This window comes from Deinococcus sp. QL22 (assembly GCF_023370075.1).
Lineage (GTDB): Bacteria > Deinococcota > Deinococci > Deinococcales > Deinococcaceae > Deinococcus.
The window spans coordinates 363,705-388,173 of sequence record NZ_CP097149.1 but is presented as its reverse complement, the minus strand read 5'-3'; the positions used below and the strand labels follow the sequence as shown (position 1 = coordinate 388,173).

19 protein-coding genes are annotated in these 24,469 nt (G+C 63.0%); 9 read left to right on the top strand and 10 right to left on the bottom strand.

Annotated elements, in window-relative coordinates; genetic code table 11:
* The first annotated feature begins 443 nt into the window (after window positions 1-443).
* Entirely contained in the window at window positions 444-602 is a 159-nt protein-coding gene (locus M1R55_RS01775; protein WP_249393045.1) for a hypothetical protein, read from the top strand.
* Between the two features lie 450 nt (window positions 603-1,052).
* Here the strand turns inward: M1R55_RS01775 and M1R55_RS01770 are convergent, their stop codons facing one another.
* A complete protein-coding gene (locus M1R55_RS01770) occupies window positions 1,053-1,691 on the bottom strand; it encodes a DNA-3-methyladenine glycosylase (RefSeq protein WP_249393044.1) in 639 nt (212 codons plus the stop codon).
* A 625-nt stretch (window positions 1,692-2,316) separates the two neighbouring features.
* On the opposite strand from M1R55_RS01770, the gene M1R55_RS01765 reads away from it, so the two are divergent.
* The gene (locus tag M1R55_RS01765) at window positions 2,317-3,099 is read left to right on the top strand and encodes a DUF937 domain-containing protein (protein WP_249393043.1); all 783 of its coding nucleotides are present in this window, start codon (window positions 2,317-2,319) and stop codon (window positions 3,097-3,099) included.
* Window positions 3,100-3,232: 133 nt separating this feature from the next.
* On the opposite strand, the gene M1R55_RS01760 is transcribed toward M1R55_RS01765, so the two are convergent.
* Both M1R55_RS01760 and cysK read right to left on the bottom strand, forming a co-directional pair.
* Window positions 3,233-3,904, bottom strand: coding sequence for an MIP/aquaporin family protein (locus M1R55_RS01760; protein WP_249393042.1), 672 nt, complete (start codon window positions 3,902-3,904; stop codon window positions 3,233-3,235).
* Between the two features lie 82 nt (window positions 3,905-3,986).
* A complete protein-coding gene (cysK, locus tag M1R55_RS01755) occupies window positions 3,987-4,961 on the bottom strand; it encodes a cysteine synthase A (RefSeq protein ID WP_249393041.1) in 975 nt (324 codons plus the stop codon).
* A gap of 103 nt (window positions 4,962-5,064) precedes the next feature.
* Between cysK and M1R55_RS01750 the strand changes: the two genes are divergently transcribed.
* Window positions 5,065-5,958 carry a metallophosphoesterase gene (locus M1R55_RS01750; protein WP_249393040.1) on the top strand — a complete coding sequence of 298 codons (894 nt, stop codon included), beginning with the start codon at window positions 5,065-5,067 and terminating at the stop codon, window positions 5,956-5,958.
* Window positions 5,959-6,149: 191 nt separating this feature from the next.
* Here M1R55_RS01750 and M1R55_RS01745 read toward each other — a convergent pair whose 3' ends face one another.
* Both M1R55_RS01745 and M1R55_RS01740 read right to left on the bottom strand, forming a co-directional pair.
* A complete protein-coding gene (locus tag M1R55_RS01745) occupies window positions 6,150-7,973 on the bottom strand; it encodes a fasciclin domain-containing protein (RefSeq protein WP_371827136.1) in 1,824 nt (607 codons plus the stop codon).
* Window positions 7,974-8,197: 224 nt separating this feature from the next.
* Window positions 8,198-11,497 (bottom strand): DNA translocase FtsK, encoded by a 3,300-nt coding sequence (locus tag M1R55_RS01740; protein ID WP_249393038.1) that lies wholly within the window; start codon window positions 11,495-11,497, stop codon window positions 8,198-8,200.
* Window positions 11,498-11,773: 276 nt separating this feature from the next.
* Here M1R55_RS01740 and M1R55_RS01735 point away from each other — a divergent pair, with 276 nt between their 5' ends.
* Window positions 11,774-12,205, top strand: a complete 432-nt coding sequence (locus M1R55_RS01735; RefSeq protein WP_249393037.1) for a Mov34/MPN/PAD-1 family protein — start codon at window positions 11,774-11,776, stop codon at window positions 12,203-12,205.
* Between the two features lie 43 nt (window positions 12,206-12,248).
* On the opposite strand, the gene M1R55_RS01730 is transcribed toward M1R55_RS01735, so the two are convergent.
* Together M1R55_RS01730 and pulA are read right to left on the bottom strand one after the other, a co-directional pair.
* Window positions 12,249-13,199 (bottom strand): nucleoside hydrolase, encoded by a 951-nt coding sequence (locus M1R55_RS01730; RefSeq protein ID WP_249393036.1) that lies wholly within the window; start codon window positions 13,197-13,199, stop codon window positions 12,249-12,251.
* A 173-nt stretch (window positions 13,200-13,372) separates the two neighbouring features.
* On the bottom strand, window positions 13,373-16,759 hold the full coding sequence (gene pulA / locus M1R55_RS01725; RefSeq protein ID WP_249393035.1) for a pullulanase-type alpha-1,6-glucosidase: 3,387 nt from the start codon (window positions 16,757-16,759) through the stop codon (window positions 13,373-13,375).
* A 141-nt stretch (window positions 16,760-16,900) separates the two neighbouring features.
* Between pulA and M1R55_RS01720 the strand changes: the two genes are divergently transcribed.
* On the top strand, window positions 16,901-17,149 hold the full coding sequence (locus M1R55_RS01720; RefSeq protein WP_249393034.1) for a hypothetical protein: 249 nt from the start codon (window positions 16,901-16,903) through the stop codon (window positions 17,147-17,149).
* 59 nt (window positions 17,150-17,208) lie between these two features.
* Here M1R55_RS01720 and M1R55_RS01715 read toward each other — a convergent pair whose 3' ends face one another.
* A complete protein-coding gene (locus M1R55_RS01715; protein ID WP_064015848.1) occupies window positions 17,209-17,541 on the bottom strand; it encodes an FKBP-type peptidyl-prolyl cis-trans isomerase in 333 nt (110 codons plus the stop codon).
* Between the two features lie 144 nt (window positions 17,542-17,685).
* Between M1R55_RS01715 and lepB the strand changes: the two genes are divergently transcribed.
* Complete coding sequence (gene lepB / locus M1R55_RS01710) at window positions 17,686-18,303, top strand: signal peptidase I (RefSeq protein WP_249394097.1); 618 nt, start codon at window positions 17,686-17,688, stop codon at window positions 18,301-18,303.
* Between the two features lie 138 nt (window positions 18,304-18,441).
* On the opposite strand, the gene mnmE is transcribed toward lepB, so the two are convergent.
* On the bottom strand, window positions 18,442-19,764 hold the full coding sequence (gene mnmE / locus M1R55_RS01705; protein WP_249393033.1) for a tRNA uridine-5-carboxymethylaminomethyl(34) synthesis GTPase MnmE: 1,323 nt from the start codon (window positions 19,762-19,764) through the stop codon (window positions 18,442-18,444).
* 412 nt (window positions 19,765-20,176) lie between these two features.
* Here mnmE and M1R55_RS01700 point away from each other — a divergent pair, with 412 nt between their 5' ends.
* Together M1R55_RS01700 and M1R55_RS01695 are read left to right on the top strand one after the other, a co-directional pair.
* Window positions 20,177-21,316: a vanadium-dependent haloperoxidase gene (locus M1R55_RS01700; RefSeq protein WP_249393032.1), complete on the top strand. Its 1,140-nt coding sequence runs from the start codon at window positions 20,177-20,179 to the stop codon at window positions 21,314-21,316.
* Window positions 21,317-21,651: 335 nt separating this feature from the next.
* The gene (locus M1R55_RS01695) at window positions 21,652-22,440 is read left to right on the top strand and encodes an ABC transporter substrate-binding protein (RefSeq protein ID WP_249393031.1); all 789 of its coding nucleotides are present in this window, start codon (window positions 21,652-21,654) and stop codon (window positions 22,438-22,440) included.
* A 104-nt stretch (window positions 22,441-22,544) separates the two neighbouring features.
* Here M1R55_RS01695 and M1R55_RS01690 read toward each other — a convergent pair whose 3' ends face one another.
* Entirely contained in the window at window positions 22,545-23,207 is a 663-nt protein-coding gene (locus M1R55_RS01690; protein WP_249394096.1) for a DUF4258 domain-containing protein, read from the bottom strand.
* A gap of 395 nt (window positions 23,208-23,602) precedes the next feature.
* Between M1R55_RS01690 and M1R55_RS01685 the strand changes: the two genes are divergently transcribed.
* Window positions 23,603-24,466 carry a GNAT family N-acetyltransferase gene (locus tag M1R55_RS01685; protein ID WP_249393030.1) on the top strand — a complete coding sequence of 288 codons (864 nt, stop codon included), beginning with the start codon at window positions 23,603-23,605 and terminating at the stop codon, window positions 24,464-24,466.
* The last annotated feature ends 3 nt before the right edge of the window (window positions 24,467-24,469 follow it).

Here is a 24,469-nt window from a genome sequence, read left to right as displayed (position 1 = left end):
GGTCTGTGCCAGGTGCCCGGATACGGCGGCAGACGTCATCGCGTCACAACGGGACGAGGCTCATGAGGGCCTGACTCACAAACTTCATCTCCGTCTCATAGCGTGCAGCCGCGATTCTGACTCAAACCTTACAAGCGGGGTGGCGTGAGGGGGGAGGGAGAGGCCCTCCCCCCCACCTCATCGGCGGAGCCCGATTCGCTCTTGACGCCGCTCGACGGGCTCAGGCGTGGGGCCACATCAAAGCGAGGATCCACTCACGCACCCCACTCCCGACTCCTCCAGCCAAACCCCCCTGCTTTGGCTGTGGGTGGGGGTGTTTTTTGGTTTAGCCTCGTCCCATACATCCGAGTAACCTGACGCCTGTCGAACTCGCTGACCTACTTGATGCCACCTACCGACAAGACCGCGGCTTCTCGCGAGAAGGGCCTGATCTGGAGCTGCGCGTGCAGCTGGCGGACTCCCTGGCCTATCATCCCGACCTGCAAACCGAAGCGTGGGCCGCCTGGCAAGAGCTGATGGGGGACGGTAGCGCCGTGGCTGAAGACGAGGCCCAATACTGGCTGGATGTGGAGTTCGTCGAACCTTGCCCAGAACACTGCTGAGCAGGCAAGAAAATCCTGCCGTTCTCAGAGCGGGGCGCTGTGGCAGTTTAGGAGACATGCTCCCGCCGAAGCGTGGGAAAACTGTACCGAGGCTGGATGCTGCTGAGATACCGGACGTGTGAGGTGTGAGGCTCCTGTCAGAAGATGAGGCGCACACTAGGCCATGAATCCGCCGCCCAAGCCGCCACCAAGATAAACCACGTACTAGACAGGGTTTTCTTATTGTCGAAGTCGGGGCTGCTTCATATGAAGCGTGATATATTACGGAATGGCCTGGTTTTCCCGAAAATTTATTTAGATTTGATATCCAGTTTTCGCGTTCCCATATCAAGACCATGTGGTATTGGCTGAGCCTTAACGTCTACTGGGAAATGGCGTCGACCCGGAGCAAAGGCTGAGCGCGTGTTAAGAATTCACATTTAGACTCTTATTACCTGCAGAAGACTGTATTTATATTTTTTTCGTTCCATCGCCTGTGCCAACCGCCAACTCCATACTCGGCACGGCAGGCGACACCCACGCATTGCCCTGCAACAGGAAGCGCCAGGGTAAATTGCGGCCTTCGCGGATGCCCACGCGGGCGGTGGTTTGCACTTGTTCGTCGGGCAGGGGTTGGTCGGGCAGGCAAAGATGCAGCCCGGCACTGTTGACCCAAGTTCCCGTAATCTGCGCCGGATTCAGTCCCAGCGCATAGACCAACTTGGCGGGGCCGTTGGTCAGATCGCGTTCCCGCGTGACCGGGCGGTGCGTCAGCATCTGGCCGATGCCCTCTTGCGGTTCTATGGCTCTAATCAGCACACTGGCCGACACGCCTTCCTCCCGGCAGGCCACCTGAAGCAGCGGGTGACCGTGCGCCGTCCAGAACAGCCACTGTCCCGCCGGAATCGCCATTTCCGCGCTGCGGGCGGCGTGAAATCTACCCGCAGTGCAGGCCGGATCGCGTGGGCAATCGTAAGCTTCTACTTCCACCACCCGCCCGCTCAGGCGCTCGCCGCCCGGCAGCACCCGCACCAGCGTTCCGCCTAACACTTGCCGCGCTATTTGCACCGGGTCACGCTGGAAGTATGCGGGGGAGACGGGCGTAAACACAGGACAAGGTTAGCGCTTGCGGTAGAAGAGGGCAGCCATCGGCAAAATGATGGTCAAGGCAATCAAGATTACCTAATCCACCATGCTTAACGGCTGTTGTGCCTGCCATCGAGGAGGCAACGCGCCATAAATCCGCGATTAGACTGCTGGCCGCCGACGCGATAACTGCTGTAGAGAAAGGCTGACCAACACGGCGGGCACGGTTCCAGAACCACCAACCCACGAACACGGGCGCGGTAGAGCAGGCGATCAGGAATAGATTCGCGCCGCTCAAGCCATACTCAAAACTTCATGTCGTCGCACTGAGGAGCGCCAGCGCTGAGCAAACGATCAGCAGAAGTGATCCACAGCCTGAACTCTCCGGGACTTTTGGATATCCGGGTGTCCATCCAACCCGGAGCGGTCTAGTGACTTCATACTTGAAGACATACGGTCATTTATAGCAGTCCACTCCAGTATTTTTGTTTGCCGACCCCCATGAACCTCAGCTTTTGCTGAACGTCTGCCGGCCTTTGGTGGTGTCTGTTGGGCGGCCGGAGCAGTAGGCTATGAGCCAGCATCAACTCATGACGGTTTTTTCACATGCACTATTGCTCAGGGCCACGCGCCCACGGAGGATCACACCATGATGGACATTTTTAACATGCTCGGCGGAATGGGACAGGCGCAGCAGACGGTGGGCAACCAACTGGGCACCAACCCCAACCAGACCAGCGCCGCAATGGAAGCCGCCGTACCGCTGCTGCTGGGCGCACTGACCCGCAACGCCACCCAACCCGGTGGCCTCGACGCCCTGACCGGCGCACTGAACCAGCACGACGGCAGCGCCCTCGACGCCTTCGGTCAGGGGCAGGTGCCCAACACCCAGGACGGCCAGAAAATTCTGGGCCATGTGTTCGGCGGGCAGCAGCAGGCCGCCGCCAACGCTGTGGGCAAACGGGCAGGCATCGACCCGCAAATGGCGATGCAGGTGCTCTCTATGCTCGCTCCACTGGTGCTGGGCTACCTGAGCCGTCAGCGGCAGGGGCAAGCACAGGGTGGCGGTCAGATGCAGGGCGGCGGCGATATCGGCAGCATTCTGGGCGGCATGTTGGGCGGCGGCGCAGGCGGCTTGGGCGGCATGCTCGGCGGACTGTTGGGCGGCGGGCAGCAGCAACAGACTCAGCAGCCTCATTATCAGCAGCCCCAGTACCAGCAGCCTGAGCAGGGCAACATGGGCGGCCTCGGCGGCATGCTGGGCAGCGTGTTGGGCGGCGGCCAACAGCAGCAGGGTCAGGGCCAATACCAGCAGCCTCAGCAGCAAGCCCCCGGCGGCGACCTGTTCGGCAGCCTGAATAAAGTGCTCGACCGCGATGGCGATGGCAGCGGCCTCGACGACCTGATCGGCATGTTCGGCGGGCGGCGCTAAGGCAAAGACGCTTCGAGCTATGAACCGTAATCTCTGGCTCAGAGCTCTGATCCGTAGCTCACAGTCATAATTCAAAGCCAAACAGGAAAGGCGGCCCGATCAACTGGGCCGCCTTTCCTGTTTTGGGTTCGCCTCAGTTCTTCAGAGGGGGAACCGTTTTAGGCCGCAGCCCTTCGGTAAATTCGGCAATAAATGCACCCAGCGCCGCGCCGATAATGGGAGCCAGCCAGTAGATCCAGTGGTTGGCCCAGTCGCCCGACACCAGTGCAGGGCCAAACGAACGGGCGGGGTTCATGGCCGCGCCGCTGATGGGGCCGCCTGCCAGGATGTCCACGACGATAGTCAGACCCACGATCAGGCCGCCCATTACGCTGCGCTGATGAATGGCAACCTTGACAACGACCAACACGAGGAAGGCGGTCAGGATGACTTCCATCAGGAACGCGCCGCCTACGCTGATGCCTGCGCCGGGGTTGGCGACGCCGTAGCCGACGGCGCTAAGTTTGGCCTCGCCGACAGTGGCCAGGGCCGCGAAAGCGCCGAGGGCCGCACCGACCAGTTGGGCCGGAATAAAGGCGGCGGTGGTGCGCCAATCCTGATTGCCTGTGAGGCTCAGGCCGATGCTGACGGCAGGGTTGAACTGCCCGCCGCTGACCGTACCCAGCGCCATAGCCATGACTGCAATAGCGAGGCCGTGTGCAAAAGCCACGCCCAACAGCCCGGCGTCGTTGGTAATGGCGAGAACGCCAGCGAAAATGAGTGCGAACGTACCGATCGCTTCTGCAATAAGTTTTTGAGGCAACATGAAGAAATTATAAGCTGTCACTTCCGTCTCAATCTGACCGGATATCGTGAAATTCTTAACAAAACGGGTTGGTGCGGTGTTCTTAACCCGCCTGCACTTCTTCCACTATTCGCTCGCGGGAATAAGGTCGAAATCCCTTGGGCGTGCCCGTGCCCGTATCGCTGAACAGGCTGGTCGTCAGGTAGCGTGCGCCCGTATCGCAGGCGATAGTCGCCACCCGTTTTCCCGGCCCCAACTTGCGGGCCAGCTCCAGCGCGGCCCAGATCATGCCGCCGCTACTCATGCCCACGAACACGCCTTCCTCACGCGCCAGGCGGCGGGCCAGCGGGTAGGCGTCCTCTTCCCACACCGGAAAGATTTCGTCGATCACGCTGCGGTCAAGGTTGGCGGGCACGAACCCCGGCCCCATGCCCTGAAAGCCGTGTTCGCCGCGTTCGCCGCCGCTCAGCACGTTGCTCCGGGCAGGCTCGACCGCCACCACTTTCACCCCGGCATCCTGACTTTTCAGAAACCTGCCCACGCCGCTGATGGTGCCGCCTGTGCCGGAGCCGTATACGAACGCGTCAATCTGGCCGCCCATTTGCGCCCACAGTTCCGGCCCGGTGGTGCGCTCATGCGTCTGAGGATTGGCGGGGTTGGTAAACTGGCCCATCATCACCGCGCCCGTGTCTGCCGCGATTTTCTCGGCTTCCTCTATGGCGGCCAGCATCCGGCGTTCGGGGTCGGTCAGCACCAGTTCCGCGCCGTAAGCCAGCAGGGTGCGTTTGCGCTCCTCGCTCATCTGGGCGGGCATACACAGGATCAGGCGGTAACCTTTGGCGGCAGCCACCTGCGCCAGCCCGATGCCGGTATTGCCGCTGGTGGGTTCCACAATCGTGCCGCCGGGTTTCAGCAGGCCGCGCCGCTCGGCGTCCTCGATCAGACCCAGCGCGGTGCGGTCTTTGATACTGCCGCCGGGATTCTGGCCCTCCAGTTTCACGAATACGTCGGCCATTTCTGGCGTCACGACCCGCCGAAGCTGAAGCAAGGGCGTGTTTCCGATCAGTGCCTCGATCATGGGTGCAGTCTAGAGCGTGGGGCGGCTTCCCAAACTGCACGCACCCTCTATTGAGAATCGGTTCAGATTCGTCTGCCGCTCTTTGACCGTAGAATGCAAAGTCATGCGTCTTGCAGTGCTGGCCGACATTCATGGAAACGCCGACGCGCTGCGGGCCGTGCTGCACGACGCCCGCGCACAGGGAGCCGAAGGCCTGATCGTCAATGGCGATGTGGTCAACCGTGGCCCCGACAGTGTGGAGGCGCTGGAAACCTTGCTGAATCTGCCCGCCTCGTTCCCGCTGGGCGTGCGCTTTACGCTGGGCAACCACGACGATCTGCTGCGGCTGTGGCAAGCACGGAGCGGCCTCTTGCCTGCCGATTGGTTCACCGATCCGTTCTGGGGCGCAACAGCCTGGAGTGCCGAGCAACTGGAACGGGCCGGACTCTTGCACGCGCCTGCCGACTGGCCCATGTCGCTGACCCTCTCGGCCCCCGGCCTGCCTGATGTGCTGATTTCACACGGTACGCCCACCGAATACCGCGAAGGCATTAGCGAGCGCACCGCGCCGGAAAGGGTGACAGAACTGGCCGAGTCGGGCCGATTTGGACTCCTCATCGGCTCGCATATTCACCGCCCAGCCGACGCCATCTTCAAGCTGGCGGGCGGCCAGAGCGTGCGTGTCCTGAATACCGGGGCTGTAGGCGCACCCGCCGACGGCGATCCCCGCGCAGCTTACTTGCTCCTGACCGCCACACCGCACGGTTGGCAAGCAGAATTGCGGCGTGTGTCCTATGACCGGGCGGGCATCTTGCACCGTTTCGAAAGCAGTGGCCTGCTGGATATGGGCCTCAGCGCCGAAATTTTCCGGGACGAACTCGTGACGGCCCGGAGTCTGTATACCCCCTACTGGATTTGGACAGAAACGCAGCAGTTGCCGCGTACAGCAGCAACATGGGCGGAATTCCTGCGCCAACATCCGGCAGACCGCTTCGGCCCTTCTGTGCCAAAAGCCTAGAGCATTGTTCTGTCATCCGGAGACCGACCTGAAACCACCAGCTTTTTGGCCTGAACTCCGAGCCTGACGAAGAGCAAGCACTCTGGGGTCGCAAGTGGTGCTATCCAAGGTTGTAGCCGATTGGGGTAAAGTCCATATAACGTCAAAAAGCCGCACCTCAGTCAGAGGCGCGGCCATGAAGTCAGGAAGCTTTAGCGGAGCTCTTGTGGGATCAAGAGTGTATCGATGGCATACACCTTGCTCGCGCCTGCATCGAGTGCAGAAGCAGTGTCGATGGCCGCGTCACCAATCCGGAGCACCTGGGGCGTACCGGTGCGGGTAACGGCCAGACGTCCACCTTGAGCGCTGGTGTACTCGCTGGCTGCGGCCAGATTGGTGCCGTCAATGCTGGCTGCGACCACATGGTACAGCAGCACTTGACGGAGCTTGGTCACATCAGCCTGCAACGTAGAGAGCGTGCTGGCCGACACTTTGGCAAAGGCGTCGTTGGTGGGGGCAAAGATGGTGTACGTACCGCTGTTCAGCGTGTCAGCCAGTCCAGCAGCCTGAATCAGACCTGCCAGCGTGCTGAATCGGGCGTCGGCCAACAGGATGGACGTCGTCGTGGTAGTGGTTGCCGTTGCGGCAGGAGTGGCTGTGGTGGTGGTCGTAGCCGTCGTGGTGGCGGTTGCCGCAGGAGCGGGAGTAGCCGTTGTCGTGGTGGTGGCCGTGGTGGTGGTCGTCGTCGCAGTGGCCGTGCTATCGGTGGTGACCGTGGCAGTTGCGTCAGCGGGGGGTTCTACCACAGGGGCAGGGAGCGTGAAGGTGGGGGGCAGCAACACCTGATCGATGTTGTACAGCACGCCGTTACAGGGAGGGGTAGTGGTGGTGCCTACGGCAGCCGAGACAACGTCGACTGTGGCCGTTCCGATCAGCTGTTTGCCGTCGCTGCTGCCAGGGGTCAGGTCGCTGCCTTCTGCGGTCTTGAGCACTTCGCCGCCTGCAAGTTGCTCGGAGGTTACGGTTCCAGCCACGACGTGATACAGGAGTACTTGCCTGAGCAGATCAGGCGTGCTGGCGATGATCGCCAAGGTGTCAGGATCTATAGCGGCAAAAGCGTCATTGGTGGGCGCAAACACGGTGTAGTCGCCACTCATCAAGGTCTCGGTCAGACCCGCATCGCTGAGCAGGTCGCGCAACGTGCTGAAGCGGTCATCAGCCACGATCAAGTCGTACAGGGTGTTGCTGCCCACGACGCACTCGGCAGTGGGTTCGGCGGTGGCCGTCACTTCAGGAGCGGGTTCCGTCGTCACGACTTCGGTGGCGGTTTCGGTGGTCGCCTCAGTCGTGGTTTCGGTGGTGGTCGTGGTGGTCGTCGCGCCGCTCAGGGGAGTGGCAGGAATCTGGCTGATGTTGAAGACTGGCGCAGGAGCCGCAACCTCGGCCACAGGAGCGGGAGTTTCTTCGGCCACAGGCTCAGGAGCAGGAGTCTCTTCGACCACAGGCTCAGGTGCCGGGGTGGGCGTTTCAGCCACCGCTGCGGCCATTGGGGGCATCAGAACCGTGTCGATGATGTGGATGACGCCGTTACAGGCGGCCACATTGACCTTGGTCACGTTGGCGTCGTTGATCATGACGTTGCTGCCGTTGACCGTTACCGCAATAGTGGAGCCCTGCGCGGTGCGGGCGCTCTTCAGGCCCACCACTTGCTGAGCAGCGATCTTGCCGGGAACCACGTGGTACAGCAGCACGCTCCGCAGCATTTCGGGGTCGTTCAGTACCGTGGCGAGCATATCGCTGGGTACCTTGGCGAACGCGGCGTTGGTAGGGGCAAAGACGGTAAACGCGCCGCTACTGAGAACGTCTCCCAAGCCAGCAGCTTCAACAGCCACAGCCAGCGTGCTGAACTGAGGGTCGCTGGTAACCAGTTGGGCAATGGTCTTGCAGACTGCAGGAGCAGTGGTTGCAGGACGGGCGACAGGTGTTCCGGCTCCGCCCGCGACTGCGGACGTGGCGAGGAGCAGGCTGAGAGTCATCAGACCAGTTTGTTTTTTCATGTAGTTCACCTCTAGGGAAAGTTCGCTTCTTAATCAACACTACTCAGCGCCGAAAAGCAACCAAAAGCAGCATTTGCCCAGATCTCCTAAACAAACTGCCCAAGGTCTTTGGGGCAATACTCACTGGATGTTCATCTATAGGATGAAGAGAGATATGCCATCTGACACGGAGTATTAAGGCTGAGTCAGATTCGTGCCGGGAGTTATTTCCCGAAATAGTCTGGCAAATCTGTCTCATGAATCAGCACATCACGCGGTTTACTGCCCTGATGTTTAGACACGATTCCCATCGCCTCCAAGAGATCCATCAGTTTTCCGGCGCGGGCATGGCCCACACTCAGGCGGCGTTGCAGGCGCGACACGCTGCCCTGCCCCTCCTCGATGCAAATTGCTGCCGCCTGACGCAGCAGGGGGTCGCTGAAGTCCAGATTGGCACGGTCATTGCTGGGGCCGCTGGCTTCCACTCCGCCCTCAAAGTCCGATCCATACGCTTCTACAAAGTCGTCTTCAAACACTTGGCGGCGCAGTTCTTCGGTAATCCGGGCCGATTCCACCTCGCTGATGTACGGCCCCTGCAGACGCACGGGTTTCACGTGGCCGGGCTGATAAAACAACATGTCGCCCATTCCGGTCAGGCGCTCTGCACCCACCGAATCCAGAATGGTGCGGGAATCGTGCGTACTGCTCACCGCGAAAGCGATTCGGGCGGGCACATTCACCTTGATCAGGCTGGTCAGGATGTCCACGCTGGGTCGCTGGGTCGCCAAAATCAGGTGCATTCCGGTGGCGCGGGCCATCTGTGCAAGGCGCATAATGGCCGATTCCACCTCTTTGGGACTGGTGATCATCAGGTCGGCCAACTCGTCGATGATGATGATCAGGTGCGGCAATTCCACGTCGCCCACCTGCCGCATCTTGGCGTTGTACTGCTCCAGGTTTTTGGCGCCCACCTGACTCATCATCTTGTAGCGGCGCTCCATGTGGGCCACCGCTCCCAGCAATACGCCGGCCGCATCTACCGGATTGGTCACCACGCTCCGCACCAGGTGGGCGATGCCGTCGTAGGGCGTCAGTTCCACCATTTTCGGGTCGATCATCAGGAAGCGCAGTTCGTGGGGCAGGTATTTGAACAGCAGCGACGTGATCAGGGTGTTGACGCACACCGATTTGCCTGATCCGGTGCTGCCCGCCACCAGCAGGTGCGGCATCTTGGCGAGGTCGCCCACCACCAGTTCGCCGTCAATGCTTTTGCCCAGAATCATGGGCAATTTGGCGCGGGTGTTGCGGAACCCCGGCGAGGCCGCTGCCTGATGAAAGGTCACGGGTTCGCGTTCGGAATTGGGCACTTCCAGCCCGATCACGCTTTTGCCGGGTACGGGGGCTTCTATTCGCACGCCGCCCACCGCCAAAGCCCGCGCCAGGTCGTTGCTGAGATTGGCGATCCGCGAAATCTTTTCGCCCGGTGCAGGCTCGATTTCGTAGCGGGTGACGGTGGGGCCGCGTGCAAAGTCCACGACCCTCGCCTGCAACCCGAAATGCCGGAGCGTCTGCTCGATCACGGCGGCCCGCTGGCGTGCGGCCACATCCAGCGCGGCGAGGTTGCTGGCGACCTGAGGAATTGGGTCAAGCAGATCGTAGCTGGGCAGGGCCGGAGCGGTGGCCCCGATGGGCTGAGGCGTGGCGCGGCGGCGTTCGGTTGGAACCTCGGCACTCTCCCAGGGCGCGGCCTGTACGCCGCCTTGCCCCAACATGGGTTTCTGGCGCACAGGCACGGCGGGCATGGCTGGAGGCCTGGCCGGAGCCTTGGCCGCAGATAGAGCATCGGGCCGCGAAAAAGGCATGTCCTCGTCGTCGCCCCAGGGGTCTAGGCCGTCCAACTCGGCACTGGTTGAATCCGGGTGGGCTTCCAAGTCGTCTTCATCGTCAAAAATATCGGGGCCAGCGGGTGGCAAGCCAACAGGCAGGGGAGGGGAGAGGGGGGGCGAAACAGCGGGTACGGGCCGCTGCGGGCTGACCACCGCGCCGCCTGATCTGCTGCCGGATTCCTTCAAACCGGAGTCTCTCAATTTAGACGGTTGCCATTCCAGAGGGGCTGCACTCTGCACGGCTTCTGCATCAGCCCCAGAACTGCCAAAATCGGTGAAATCAAAGTTCATGCTGGGTGGCGTGACCGGGGCAGGCGCGGCCATCGCCTCGGCCCGGCGCAGCGCGTCTTCCTGAGCGCGGGCGAGGCGGGCACGCCACTGCTCTTGCGCGGCCAGTGTGCCGTTTGGGTCGCTGCGGAGGGCTTCGGCCACTGTTGTCGCAACTTCGGTGGGGGCGCGGTCAAAGGCGGCGGTCAGATCGGGCCAGCCAGGGTAATGGCGCTCGCGGTCTTGCCAGTCTATCCACTCGCGGCTCACTTCAGCCCAAGCGGTCACGCGCTCGGTGTGGGCAGGCAGTTCGCGGGCCAGCAGCGCGGCGTCGGCTTTGGTCAGTGCCTTTTCGGCGGCCTTGCGCTCGCGCTCCAGCTTGCCCGCACGCAGGGCCAGGCGCTGCACTTCGCCCACGCTGCGGCGCCGAATCGTTTCCAGCTCTCCGCTGGCCTGCGTGCTCGCCAGTTCGACGCTCAGTTCATGTCGTCCCGCCGAGATTTCTTTCATTACGGCTTCGGCCTTGGCTCCAGCGTCGGGGGCCTCACTTGCCACCTGTTCGCGCAGGTCGCGGGCGGCGTTGCCCACAAAGGTCGCGGTGACGGCCCGCCAGCCGTCCAGATCGCGCGAGGCGTCTTTCAGTCCGGCCTCGTCCAGCCCTTTCAGCTCGCGTGCGGTGGCCCGCACTTCTTCGGCCTGAGATTTCAGTTCCCGCGCCGATGGGTATATCTTCCGCAGGGTGTCCAGATCGCGGGCATGGGCGTTCAGACCTTGCCGCGCCTCTGTACGGGTGCGTGCGGCGTCCCGGCCTTCTTGCCGCGCTTCTATCGCGCCCTGTACGTTGGCCGACGCGCCGCCCAGCAGCACACTGACCCGCCGGAAGAACCCCTTCAGCATCGTCAGCGGACGCAGCCGCAGCATAATTTCCAGGCCCAGAGTCAGCACCACCAACGGAATCAGCGCCGCCACATAACTCAGCACGCTCAGCGGGGCCATGACGACCTCTGCCAGCTTGCCCGCCGCTTCCGGCTCGAAGACTTCGTGCAGGGCCAGCAGCGCCAGCGTAACCAGCACGCCGCCCAGCACGCGCCGCGACAGGTTAGCGAGGTCACGGCCCAGGAACACCAGCACGCCGTACGCCACTGGAATGACGGGCAGCACATATGCGCCCCAACCCAGCCAGCCCAGCAGCAGTTCCCGTGCCTGCGCCATCAGGCTGCCCGACGTTTCCCCGCCGGTGCGCGTGGGCGGTTCCAGCAACAGCGTGACCGCCAAAAAGATTCCGAGGGCGAACAGGACGAGTCCCAACGCCTCCCCATCAAACCGGTTTGCGGGAGCCGCCGCCTTCCGAGCCTTCACCGCCTTCGACATGGCTTCACTCTACCGCACATCGCCCGCAGGCAGCGCCGGGAATTCCGCCCCCAGCGCAACTTTCTGACGGGGCAGGCTGCTGCTGGGGGGGTCGGGGCAGCCGGCGGGGCAAGGAAAGGCATTTGTCCAGTCTTCTATCAGGAGTCGGTGCGAACAGCGTGATAGGCGCAAAATTGACCTGCAAAGTCAGGGACAGGTTCGGGGAACCTTTACCCATGAATGTTTGCCTTGTGCGCCTCGCCCCAGTGGCCCACCGGCCTCTAGACTGATCCAGAGTTGACCGCTCCAGATGCCTCCCCCCCCACTGTCCTCTACCTTCCCCGCGTGCTGGAGGCTGCGTTGTGGGCACATGCCCGCCGCGACGCTCCTGCCGAGTGCGTGGGCGCAATAGGCGGCCATGAACGCCCAGACGGGCTGCACACGCAGGCACTCTACCCGCTGCCCAACATTGCCCCTGACCCGGCGCGGCAGTACCTGGCCGATCCGGGCCACCTGTTGCGGGCGCTCAGGGCGATGCAGGCGGAGGGCCTGAGCCTGATCGCGCTGTACCACAGCCACCCCAAGGGCCCCGCCACCCCCAGCAGCACCGATACGCAGTTGGCGGCCTACTCGGTGCCCTACCTGATCGCCGATCTGCGCGGCGGCTCCCTGTTGGCCTATTCTCTGCCGGACTGCAGGGCGGTAAAGATCGTGCCGGACGGGAGTTGAGGCTTACTGCTCCCAGCACGATGAACAACTCCGTTCAAATGCTCTAAGGGAGCCGTCCCACGCGCTCCAGTAGCAGCGCAAAAAAGGCCGATTCATCTATGTCCATCCCGACTTGCACCCGTTCTTCTGGGCCGGGCTGACTGTAGAGGTCGCATACCGTTCGCCCGAAATTCAGGCCGTCCTGGGTATCCACCTGCACGCGCATGGGCCTGAAGGTGAACAATTCGGGCCAAATGACGGCGGCCACCGCGACCGGATCATGTAGCGCCCCGCCATTGATGCCGTAGCGGGCGCGGTAATGCCCGGCGTAGAAGGTGAGGAACTCGGCGCACACGGCCCCGGCGCGGTTGCCCAGTGCGTGCAGGGCTTCTAGGCGGTCTGGTGTGGCAATGCACTGCATCGTCAGATTGAGGCCCACCATCCGCACCTGTGCTCCCGAAGTCAGCACCACATGGGCGGCGTGTGGGTCGGCCAGCGCATTAAATTCGGCAGCGGGCGTGCGGTTGCCGTGTGCGGTGCTGCCGCCCATCCAGACCACTTCACGCACGAGGGTGGGCAGGTCAGGGGCCAGCCGAAACGCGAGGGCCACATTGGTCAGCGGGCCAGTGGCGATGACCGTGATTTCGCCGGGCTGGGCGCGAATGGCCTGGATCATGAACTGAACGGCGTGCAGGCCTTCCGGTTCCCGCAGTGGTGCAGGCAAATTGGCAGCGGGCAGGCCAGAATCGCCGTGAACTGCCGCCGCCGTCATCGCCTCACGCACCAAGGGGCGGTCGGCTCCAGCGTAATGGGGCACCGTGCGTCCTGCCTCGCCCGCCAGCGCCAGAATCACGCCCGCGTTGTGGCTGGTGAGGTCTAGTGGCACGTTGCCATGCACGCTGCAGACGCCCAAGACCCGCACTTCGGCGGGGCTGGCAAGGGCCAACATCCATGCTACGGCGTCGTCTATGCCGGGGTCGCCGTCCAAAATAATGGGTCTGGGGGGAGCAGTCATGGCGCGAGTCTACGGGGCGACTGTGGGCAGGTCTAAGGGGCAGAGGGTCTAAGGGCTGATAGATGAAGATTATCTGGGCAAGTAAGGCATCTCGCAGCCGAAAAGACGGCAGAAAGCCGAAGCCCCCGCCGTCATTTTTTGTCCTTAGACCCTAGACCCTTAGACGCCCTTCTTCACTTCCCGACAAACACCGCCGTCGTCAGGCCCGGCACGCTCAGGCTGCTGCCCGCCACCTTGCTGGTTTTGACCGTGCTGTCGGTGCTGGCGGCCAACACCGGGTGCAGGCTCAGATTCAGGCCCGCCAGTGTCGGATCGCTGAAATTCACCGTCTGGCCGCTGCCGTTAAACACGACGACCACGTTGCGGTAAGGGTTGGTCGTGTTCACGGTTCCAGTTAGGCGCATCACGATCACGCCGGGGGTCTGGCTAGGCCCAGTGTTCAGGAATTTCAGGTTTTGCTGTACCTGCGCCGCCGTGTCCATCCGGAACAGGCTGGAGGAATAGCGCACCCGCAACATATCGCGGTAGTGATCGAAGGCGCGGGTGATTTCGGTGGCCGAGGGCTTGAACGCCGCGTTGCCCAGCAGCGGGCGGTACAGGTTCCAGTTGCCCTCGTTCTTCTCGGCGGGCGGCAGGCCCTTGCCAAAGCCGTTGCTGGCGCGGGTAAAGTCCAGTGTATTGAACCAGTCGCCGCTGTTGTAGGAGTCGGTGTCAAAGCTCTTGGAGCGCAGGATTTCATCGCCCGCGTAGCTGAACGGGAGCCCCTGACCCAGCAGCACCACGCTATGGGCGAGGTTTTGCATCCGGGTACGCTGGGCGGGCGTGGCCCCCGCTGGAGCCTTCAGCACCACGGCGTCATACAGGGTCTGGTTGTCGTGGGCACTGGCGTAGTTGATGGTTTCGCGGGGACTGGCCGCGTATCCGGCGGGCGCACCGTTGTAATTCACGTTGGCCCCGGTGGTTTCTTTGCCCAGACCGTTGGTGAACTTAAAGTCGCGCAGGTTTCCGCTGAGGCCCACCCGCACGAGGTCGGCCAGTTGCAGCGCCTTGTTGCGGTCGGTGTTCTGGGGCTGGCCGTTGGGCAGGGTCGCCAGGCCAGTCGCAAAGCCCTGCTCTTGCAGCCCGCCAAAAGGATTGCCGCCGCGCACCGCGTCCCGGATCCGGTCATTGAAAGTGCCGATGCCCTGCCCGTACATGTTGATCTGGGTGGCATTCACGCCGCGTTTGTTGCCCTGCACCTCGCCAAAGTCCCAGCCCTCGCCGTAAATATAGATGCTCTTGCCGTCCACGCCGTCTTTGGGCACAGTTAGGGCGTCCAGCGCGGTGCGGGCGGCCTTCATATCAGCCACCAGATGATGTCCCATCAGGTCGAAGCGGAAGCCGTCCACCTTGTAGGCCTTCGCCATCAGCACCAGCGAATCCACCATCAGGCGGCGCATCATGGCGTGCTCGGTGGCGGTATTGGAGCAGCAGGTCGAGTTTTCCACGCCCCCGTTCACGTTCAGGCGGTGGTAGTACCCCGGCACGATGCGGTCAAGGACACTGCGTTCGGCCTGTCCGCTGGCCGCCGTATGGTTGAACACCACGTCCTGCACCACGCGCAGGCCTGCCGCGTTCAGCGCCATCACCATGGCGCGGTATTCGCGGGTCCGGTCTGCCGGATTGACGGCGTAGCTGCCTTCTGGGGCCATGTAGTGATAGGGATCGTAACCCCAGTTGTAGGGATCGGCGTCCTTCACAGTGGTCACGGCGGCCTGCTGCTGGTCGCTGTTGGGCGGCAGTTTGCTCAGGTCGGGCGTGGCCTTCCACTTGGTTTTGTCTTCCTCGATGGTGGCAATGTCGAAGGTAGGCAGCAAGTGAACCGCTTTCAGGCCCGCGTCGGCCAAAGCTTTCAGGTGTTTCATGCCGTTGCTGCTCGCCTGTGTAAAGGCGAGGTAAGTGCCGCGCTGGGCGGCAGGCACGCTGGCATCGGCGGCGCTGAAATCCCGCAGATGCAGTTCGTAAAAGCTCAGGTCGCTGGCGGAGCGCAGGGCGGGTTTTTTCAGGCCTTCCCAGCCCGCAGGTTTTTGGCTGGGGTCGTTCAGGTCGGTCAGAATGCTGCGTGTACTGTTCAGGCTCAGCGCCACTGAATAGGGATCGGTGACCAGATTGGTTTCCACCTTGCCCGTGCTGGGCGCGTAGACCTTCACCTCATAGCGGTAGCCGAGGCCCTTCCAGTTGGCCTCGCCCGCCGCCGTCCAGACGCCCTTGGCGTCGCGGGTCATGGGCACGGTGCGCTCGCCCGTGCCGTTGGCCGCACTCAGGCGCAAGTTTACGGCCTGTGCGGTGGGTGCCCACAGCCTGAGCGTGGGTTTGGCCCCCTGCCACGTGGCCCCCAGCGGGCCGTCGTAGGCGTACAGGTCGTCCAGCGCCCACGCAGTTTGCACGCCCGTGGCGTCTATCAGTGTGCCGTCGGGCAGGGCGCTACTTATTGCCACCTGTCCGCGCAGGGCCGCGCCGACTTTGGCCCGGTCTTCCTCGCGCACTTGCAGCAGGGCGTATCCGGCCAGATACGGCGCTTTGGCCTTCAGCGCCGCGCTCAGGCCGCCCTCTACCACGTTCAGGGTCAGGGGAGTGCCGCCGTCCACGCCTGCCGGGGTCAGTTTCAGGCTGGCGTCGGGGGCAGTGTGCAGCGTCAGGAAGGCTCCGGGCTGCACGAATTCGGGCTTCACGGCCACCAGGTCGCGTCCCAGCATGATCGCCTGCTGCCTGGTCAGGTCGCCCACCACGCGCACGCTGGTATCGGGGCGGGTCGTGTTGACTGCCGCGTTGCCGCTGACGATCCATGCTTGATTGCCCACGCTGCTGTTCAGCGTCTGGTCGGGGCCGGGGTCCTTGTTGTCGCCCTGATGCACGATAAAATTCAGCTTGTTCCAGCCCTCTTTCATAGGCACGTCCCAGTACACGCCAAAGCTGTTTTTGCCCGTCTGGGCCAATGGCGCAGTCCACTCGGTGGGTTTGGTGGTGTCTTCCCAGATATGCAGACCCCAGCTCTCATATTTGCCGTCCGGGCGGTAGTAATTAATGCGGGCGGTGTTGGCAGGCACAGCTGGGTCGCTCAGGGCGGCGGGTGCGCCGTAAGCGAAGGCTTCCTTGCCGCTGGTCACGGTCACTTCGCGGCCTTTGGTCAGGTCTACCGACATGTCGGGGCCGGGGTCTTTTTCATCGCCCTTATGCACAATAAAATTCACCTTGGCCGCCCCAGCTTTCAACGGCACGTCCCAATACGCGCCGCCTGCATCTTTGCCCGTTTGCGCCAGCGGTTTGGCCCATTCGGTGGGGGCGCTGGTGTCTTCCCAGATATGCAGGCCCCAGCCCTCGTAGTTGCCGTCGGGGCGCACGTAGCGCACGCGCAGCACGTTGTCGGGAATGGGTTGGGCAGTAGTTCCGGCAGGGGTTGGGGCGGGGGCAGCCTGGGCCACCGTTTGCGCCACAGCCAGAGCTGTCCCACTGGGTAAAGGGGTTTGCGCCGCAGCCGAAGCAGCCAGCGCGAGCGTCATCAGCGTCGCCAATCGTTTCATGTGTGCCCAGAATTGTAGCGGTTCCAATGGAGACAGAGCCAGACAGGTCAAGGGCTTAAGCTGGCCTTTATTCGGCCCACTCCCAACCCGGCTTTACGTGCTGCACACGCGCCCGCCCTACCACAGTTTTAGCCTTGCCGCATGACCGGACATACCAGCAACGAGCAAATGGGCCTGACCATCGAGGGAGACGCGCCCCAGGAGCGCAGCACCGACTCGGAGAGTGCCACGCGCCCGCCCATTCCCAATGATCCTGCCGAACGCGCAGGCGTGGTGCAGGACGGCCCCGGCGTCACCGATACCCACGTGAAGTTGGGCGGCAACTTGGATGAACAGGGCAACTACCGCTCCGAGAGTTCGGTGGTCGAGGATAAGCCCGCTGATAAGTAGCCGAAAGAAACGGCGCTGGAGCTTTTGGCCCTAGCGCCGTATTGTTTTGCATCAATCTTTCAGCGCACGTCTACGAGTTCCACGTCAAACACCAAGGTCGCGCCGCCAGGAATCACACCGGGAACGCCCGCATCGCCGTAACCGAGATGGGCGGGAATGGTCAGGCGGGCCTTGTCGCCCACGCGCAATTGGGCAATGCCCTGATCCCATCCAGCAATGACGTAGCCCACGCCCAGCGGGAACTCTATCGGCTCGCCCCGGTCACGGGAAGAATCGAATTTCTGGCCGTTTTCCAGCGTGCCCGTATAGTGCACGCGTACCATTTTGCCGGGCTGGGCGGGCGTGCCTGCGCCCTCTTCGTACTTGTCCACAATAAGTTCCTGAGCCGTCATGGCAGCTAGCGTACTGCCCCCAGAATCTATGCCCCCCAAATCTGAAGCGGGCATAAAGAAAAACCAACTGTTCAATTAAACGATTGGTCTAGCCGCTCTCATCCAGCCTTGTTCACCGCCCGGTTCATCTGCGCCGCTGCTAGCATGCCCCGCGTGACGCCTGCTTCTCCTGCCCGCCCTGCTGCCGAGATGCCTGCTGCCGGGCTGCGTGCTTTTGCCCGGACATGGCTGCTGGGAGCGCTGCTGCCCGTGTACCTGCTGACCACTTTTGTGGGTACGTTTGCCCGCGTAGACGGCGACAGCATGGATCCCACGCTGACCAGCGGCGATCTGCTCCTGCTGCTGAAATACCCTCGCTGGCTGCATGCTTGGGGCCTCCCCACGCCCTACCCGCGCCGGGGCGACCTGCTCATTTTCAAAGCCCCCGCCGACAGCCCATACGCCTTCGAGAGGGTCTGGGGCATTCAGCACCGACCTTACAACGTCAAGCGGGTGGTGGCCTTACCCGGCGACAGCGTGGCCATTCGGGACGGGATATTGGTGGTCAATGGCCGAGCGTTGGCCGAGAGTTATGCCAGCGAGGGCTTTATTGGCGACCAGAACGCCCAGATCCTGCCGCCCGGCAAGCTGTGGGTCATGGGAGACAACCGCCGGATTGGGGCCAGCCTAGATTCCCGTGCTTACGGCTTGGTAGACCTGAAAGATGTGGCGGGGCCAGCCAATTTCAGGCTGTGGCCGAGGCCGGGGCTAGTGGGGCGCTGAGGGGCTGGATTGTGAATGGTGGCGATCTGAGATGAATCTATAGAGTTGTTGCCAAACTTCAAAGCAGCAAACCGTGATTTTCCTGCCCACCTGCATTTTTCCCACATTTCAGTGACCACGTCCCCGGCGTAAAGCGACTCACTTTCCCACGCAAAAATTCCGAAACACCGCGTCCACCACGTCTTCCTGCACATCCCGCCCCGTCAGGTCGGAGAGGGCACGCAAGGCTTCCTCCAACTCATACCCGGCCAGGTCGTCGGGCAGATTCACGGCGGCCTGCACGTGTTCCAGAGCGCGGCGGGCGGCGTCGGCTTGGCGTTCGGTGGTCAGCCACGCTTCCCCGCGTGCAGCGTCTCCGATCAGGGCGGTATGTACGGCCCCGCGCAGTTCCGGTAATCCTGCGCCCGTCACGGCACTCACGCGCAACACAGCCGGGTCAGTCCACCCGGCGGGCAGGTCGGCTTTGGTCTGCACCCGCAGCACCCGCGCTCCATCGGGCAGGTCGGCGGGCAAGGCCTCGCGGGGTTCGCTGCCGTCTTCCAGCGCCAGTACCAGATCGGCGCGTTCGGCCAACGCATGCGCCTGCCGCACGCCCGCTGCCTCTATTTCGTCGGCGGTGTCGCGCAGGCCCGCTGTGTCGATCAGGGTCACGGGCACGCCTGCCAGTTCCAGCCCAGCTTCCAGGTAGTCGCGGGTGGTTCCGGCAATCGGCGTCACAATCGAGCGTTCGTAGCCCAACAGGGCGTTCAGCAGGCTGCTTTTGCCCGCATTGGGCCGTCCGATCAGGGCCAGGCGTGCGCCGCGTGCCGATATTTGGCCCGCCCTTGCACTCTGCACCAGCGCCGTCAGATCGGCTTCGGCGGCGGCCAGCGGTGCGGTGCGGTCTTCGTCGGGCACGCCTTCTTCGGGGTAATCCAGCATGGCCTGAATGGCTGCCAGCGTGCGCGTGATGTTGGCGGCAATCCGCGTGACCCGCGCCCCCAACGCCCCCGACAGCCCCAGGCTGGCCTGCCTGCGGGCGGCGTCGGTCTGGGCTTCCACCAGCCCCAGCACCGCTTCGGCCTGTGCCAGATCAAGCCGTCCGGCCAGGTAGGCCCGCAGGGTAAATTCGCCGGGACGGGCGGGCCGAGCGCCCAGTTCCAGCGCCCGCGCCAGCACCCGCGCCAGTACCGCCGGGCTGCCGTGCGTCTGAAATTCGGCCACGTCCTCGCCGGTATAGCTGCGCCCGCCCCGGAAAATCAGGCACAGGCCTTCATCCAGCATCTCGCCGTCTGCGCCCACCAATTGCCCGAACAGGAAGCGCCCGCCCGCCGTGCGTGAGGGCCGCCGCTTGCCCGCAAAAGCGCCGTCGGCCACCGACAGAGCCTTTGGCCCACTGACGCGCACGATGCCCACGCCCGCGCTGCCAGGAGCAGTGGCAATGGCGGCGATGGTATCGGTCAGTCCGGTTCGGGAAGTCATATGGATTGGCTCTGATTCCCGACTCTCCGAAAAAACACCGCAGAGTCATCCATCGCCGCCATCCTTCGTCGTGAACGGATCGTCGTCATGAACGGACTCGCATGAGCAAGCCATTCCTCCCGTACTTTTTGCTTCTCGCTCTGCTCGCATTTGCTCTAGGCTCATTGCCATTTTTCATCACGCGGGGCAGGCTAGCAGGGTTGGCGCGGCGGAATAGGGCCATGGTTCCCACCCGCTACGTAAAGGCCCGGAATCTGACGAAATGAGAAAAATATCACATAGATGCTAGTTTGGAGGGATGAAGCGCCCCGTCCTTTCCTTTCTCTCTGTGTTGCTGTTGATAAGTCCGCTTGCCGCAGGCGTTTGGGCTGCTGCCGTAAGTACATCAACTGTGGCTGGTCTGCCTGCCTTTATGGCCCCGCCCAGCCGAACTTTTTTGACCTACGCCGCTCATCCCAATATTCAGCGCCGCATCAGCCGCGTGTCTGCCGGAACGCCTACCAACCTCAGCGCCGACCTGGTGCGCGGCATTAATACCGAGACGCTGGCCCTGATTCGGGCGCGAAAACTGAATCCAGTGCGGGCAGCGCGGGCGTTGGCCCTCACACTGGCTACGGTCAGCGACACACAAACTCTTGTGAGTGCTTCTGGCCGCGCCCTGAACACCGATGCGGTGGCCGCCATTGCTGCAGAGCGCCTTCAGAGCTACCTGTTCCCGCAAGATACAGCGGCGCTGGAATGGGGCTTGCAAGAACGGTTGGCTGGCCTTCCGCATGGGGCCGATGAACATGCGGTGGCGGGCGTGATCGCCAATTGCGTGCTGTTGTTTGCGCGGGCCGATCATGCAGATCGTCCGTTGGCCATCCGCATACCTGCAACTGCAGAGGGCAAATGGAAGGCTCTGCCCGGACAGAACGCGATGGAAGTGAACTGGGGTTGGGTCAGCCCGATTGCCACCAGTGCGGCCACGTTGCCGCAGGTGACCCCGCCGCCCGCTTGGAATGCCCCCGCTTTTGCCGCAGACCGTGCCGACTTTGCCGTCCTGCAATCCCGCCTGACCGACGCAGACCGCGCCCTGGCCCTCTACTGGGCTGCCGGAGCAGGCACCGTGACCCCGGCGGGCATGTGGCTGGAGCAGGCCGCCGCCCTGAGCCGTCAACACGCCCTTGGCGGCCCTGATACCGCTCAGGCGTTGGCCCTCACTGCTGTTGCCACACACAATGCGTTTATTGCGTGCTGGAGGGCTAAATTTCAGTATGTCGTGGCCCGCCCGCAAAACTGGATGTCAGGCCCAGATGGGGTTCAGGCGGGCTGGAAACCCGTCATCGTCACGCCTCCGTTTCCTTCCTATCCCAGCGGGCACGCCTCTGTCAGCGGGGCAGCGGCGCAGGTGCTGTCGGCCCTCTTTCCCAGTGAAGCGGTCAGATTGACCCAGGCTGCACAGGACGCCGCCTACAGCCGGGTTGTGGGCGGGATTCACTGGGCCGTAGACGGCGCGGCGGGACTGGATATGGGCACGCGGGTGGCTGGTGTAGTGTTGGCCGGGAAGTGACTGTACTGGGACTGAAGCGCTGATGCGAGGGTTGTGGGTGATTCTACGGGTCAAGGGTCGAAGGCAGGGCCCTCGCTGGCCCTCACTCATTCCCTCTGCTTCGCAGCCCTGCGATTCTCCGGCTCTTGCCTTAGAAGTCAGATCCGTCCCTGCTTCAACACCTTAAACCCTTGGCCCTTCGACCTTCCCCAGCCGCATAGAAATACATCCCGACTGCACCGCCGCACCTTCAATGTAAGAATTCATACTTCGAGCCTGCTGACCGTCATGGGCGCGTGATAGGACTTAATTCACACTTCGGGCAACGTTCCATCTTATTGCCCGGAGGTTCACCAATGCGAATCCATTCCAGTTCGACCAAAACCCTGCTTGCCAGTCTACTCATCGCCACTTTACCCGCACTGATCGCGCCTGCACAGGCCCGTACCCTCGCTGAAATCAAGGCCAGCGGCGTCCTGCGCCTCGCCACCAGTGCCGATTTCGAACCCTTCAACTTTATGCAGGGAGGCGCACCCGCCGGATTCGAGGTGGACTTGGGCGAGGCGGTGGCCCGCGATATGGGCCTGAAAGTGGTCTGGGTGGTGCGTCCCTTTGACGGCCTGCTGCGCGACGTGAACGACAGAAGTGACCAGATTGACGCGGTACTGGCCTCGCACGCCATCACCAGTACGCGGGTGCAAACGGTGGATTTTTCGCGGCCCACCTACTGCACGGGCGGCGTCATCCTGACGCGCAAGGGCGGCCCCATAACCAGTAAGGCTCTGGCAGGCAAAAACTTAGGCGCAGAGGCGGGCAGCACCTACTTCGGCTTTCTGCGTAAGCTGACTTTTGGAAAGACCATTCAGGTCTACCCCAACAGTACGGCGGTGCTTCAGGCGGTAGCCACTGGGCAGGTGGACGCGATAGCCACCGACAGATTTGCTGCGCTAGACGCCGTAAAGACCTTCAGCAAGGCCAATCTGGTTATCGGTGAAACCCTCTGGAAAGAGCAGGTGGCCATCGTGGTTCGCAAAGGCAATACCGAATTGCGTCAGGCCCTCAACGCCTCCCTGAACAAGCTTGATCTCAACGGCACGCACACACAACTGGGCCGAAAATACTTCGGGCAGGATATCGGCTGCTGAAGCGGTGGCCGAGATACACCGGAAGGGCCAGAGATACAAGTCTCTGGCCCTTCCCTTGTTCGCCCTCTGTTCGCCTTCTGTCGTCACGGCTCATGGCTGTGACCCTAGGCGCTCCGTTTCCACTTCCCTTTGCTGCGGTGGCCTGCGCGGTTGCCGACCTGCGCGGTGCGGCTGCGAATCTGCTCGTCGTCGTAGCGCAGCATCACGGCCAGACGGGCGCGGCTGATGATGTGGTGCGGGTGCTTGGGCACGAAGGCAGTCACGATATCCAGTACGGCATCGTCTGGGCCGATTGTGCCATACGGGTGCTGCACCACCACATGCAGCGGCAGAGCCACGCCGCACGCCTCGAAGTAGCCGCACACCAGCCAGCGGCGGTCTTCGGGGTACACGGCCCGCACGCGCCCGGCCAGCAGCACCTGCATGATGTCGTGTTCCAGAAACCCTTCGGCGCGGGCGTGCCCGATGGCGTGGGCGCACACATGGTACTGGCCCTCGTACACGGCTTCGCGCAGCTTGGCATGGGCGCGGGCCAACGAGAAATCATCGGTGGCAACGCCTGCCAACTCCACCTCACGCTGAGGTTTCACGGGCTTGGCATTCATCTGCGCAGGCCGCACCGGAACGGGCGTGGGCGCACGGCGGGCGGCTTTTTCGGCGCGTGCAAGTTGGGCACGCAGGGCCAGAAGGTCTGTGCCGCTCTGCACTTCTTTGGTGGACGGCGCTGATGAAGACGGGGCAGAGCTTCCCACACGCTTTGCATCCATACGGTCTGGACGCGCACGCTGGGAATGCTGAGGGCTGACGGGCCTGCTGGACTGTTTTGTCACGGCGAAACCTCCCACTACTGTCTGCTACCTCGGCTGCCCATTTCTATCGGGAAGAGAGGTCTGAACATCGCCCTGACCACCCTCAAAAAAGAAAAGGCCCCTCAAACACGGCTTCGTGTTCGTGGGGGAGGCAGGCGACGTACCCTATTCAGGGCATAAGGAAAGTGTAGCACGGCCCCGGCAACCGTTATGTGATGCGGTTGGCAGACACGCAGGCCGCCAGATTCCTAGGCTAAAAGCGCCCGCTGCGCTCCACCCGAACCCTGCCCGACCCCACTGTTTCCCGCCCCCCCCCGTGTCTGACTCTTAGTGTGCCCGCCGGAGGAACGCCCATGATTCGCCCCATGCAGACCACCGATACGCCCGATGTGCTCGCGCTGCTGAATTGGATGGACGACGCGCCGCACCGCGAAGTGTTTGCCCCCGATGCCCGCACCGCCGACGAACTGCACCTTGAATGCGAAGACAGCACCTGCCTCGTAGACGCCGATGATGAAGGCAATGTGCTGGGCTACTGCGCGGTGTCGCCCTTCCGGGACGGCGTGGTCATAGAAGGCCCGGTGTCGGAGGGCGGACACACGGCGGCCCTGCTGACCCGCGCCGTGGCCCACGCAGAAGGGTTGCCCGTGTACGCCTTTTGCGCCCTCGACAACGTAGCCGTGCGGGAAGCCCTGGAAGTGGCGGGCCTGACGCCCATGCATACCACCGACTTTTATTCAGCGCCGCTGCAACGCCTGACGCCTGCGGCCCGCGCCCCCGATGGGCACACGATTTCCCGGCAGTTGCCCCAGGCCGAATACATGGCCCTCTACCGCGCCAGCGAAGACGGCTGGGCCGGACGGCTGGACTGGGCACCAGAGGACTACCACGCCCATTTTCACCGCGACGATGTGCGCCTGATTGCCCTGATGAAAGAAGGCCGCCCGGTGGGATTTGCTGAACTGGAACTGAATACCGAGGCCACCCGCGCCGACCTGACCTACCTTGCGGTGCATCCCGCCGAACGTGGCCAGGGCTATGGGCGCACGCTGCTGGCCCTCGCCGCCGCCGAGGCCGACACCCATCCGGCCCTGCGTACCTTGCGTGCCCGTGCCCACGACCATGCCCGCGCCGCCCGCGCCCTGTATACCCGCGCTGGCCTAACGCCTTGCCGCAGCATCGTCACCTACCTCAAAGATTCGGAAGAAGAAGCCTGAGGT

What these genes read in the sequence shown, in the direction of transcription:
- pulA (WP_249393035.1), bottom strand. Translation starts at nt 16,759, where the DNA reads ATGAAACGATTGGCGACGCTGATGACGCTCGCGCTGGCTGCTTCGGCT.
- M1R55_RS01730 (WP_249393036.1), bottom strand. Translation starts at nt 13,199, where the DNA reads ATGACTGCTCCCCCCAGACCCATTATTTTGGACGGCGACCCCGGCATA.
- M1R55_RS01760 (WP_249393042.1), bottom strand. Translation starts at nt 3,904, where the DNA reads ATGTTGCCTCAAAAACTTATTGCAGAAGCGATCGGTACGTTCGCACTC.
- mnmE (WP_249393033.1), bottom strand. Translation starts at nt 19,764, where the DNA reads ATGACTTCCCGAACCGGACTGACCGATACCATCGCCGCCATTGCCACT.
- cysK (WP_249393041.1), bottom strand. Translation starts at nt 4,961, where the DNA reads ATGATCGAGGCACTGATCGGAAACACGCCCTTGCTTCAGCTTCGGCGG.
- M1R55_RS01690 (WP_249394096.1), bottom strand. Translation starts at nt 23,207, where the DNA reads ATGGATGCAAAGCGTGTGGGAAGCTCTGCCCCGTCTTCATCAGCGCCG.
- M1R55_RS01700 (WP_249393032.1), top strand. Translation starts at nt 20,177, where the DNA reads ATGGCCCCGCCCAGCCGAACTTTTTTGACCTACGCCGCTCATCCCAAT.
- M1R55_RS01695 (WP_249393031.1), top strand. Translation starts at nt 21,652, where the DNA reads ATGCGAATCCATTCCAGTTCGACCAAAACCCTGCTTGCCAGTCTACTC.
- M1R55_RS01685 (WP_249393030.1), top strand. Translation starts at nt 23,603, where the DNA reads ATGATTCGCCCCATGCAGACCACCGATACGCCCGATGTGCTCGCGCTG.
- M1R55_RS01740 (WP_249393038.1), bottom strand. Translation starts at nt 11,497, where the DNA reads ATGTCGAAGGCGGTGAAGGCTCGGAAGGCGGCGGCTCCCGCAAACCGG.
- M1R55_RS01765 (WP_249393043.1), top strand. Translation starts at nt 2,317, where the DNA reads ATGATGGACATTTTTAACATGCTCGGCGGAATGGGACAGGCGCAGCAG.
- M1R55_RS01750 (WP_249393040.1), top strand. Translation starts at nt 5,065, where the DNA reads ATGCGTCTTGCAGTGCTGGCCGACATTCATGGAAACGCCGACGCGCTG.
- lepB (WP_249394097.1), top strand. Translation starts at nt 17,686, where the DNA reads ATGCCCCGCGTGACGCCTGCTTCTCCTGCCCGCCCTGCTGCCGAGATG.
- M1R55_RS01720 (WP_249393034.1), top strand. Translation starts at nt 16,901, where the DNA reads ATGACCGGACATACCAGCAACGAGCAAATGGGCCTGACCATCGAGGGA.
- M1R55_RS01745 (WP_371827136.1), bottom strand. Translation starts at nt 7,973, where the DNA reads ATGACTCTCAGCCTGCTCCTCGCCACGTCCGCAGTCGCGGGCGGAGCC.
- M1R55_RS01715 (WP_064015848.1), bottom strand. Translation starts at nt 17,541, where the DNA reads ATGACGGCTCAGGAACTTATTGTGGACAAGTACGAAGAGGGCGCAGGC.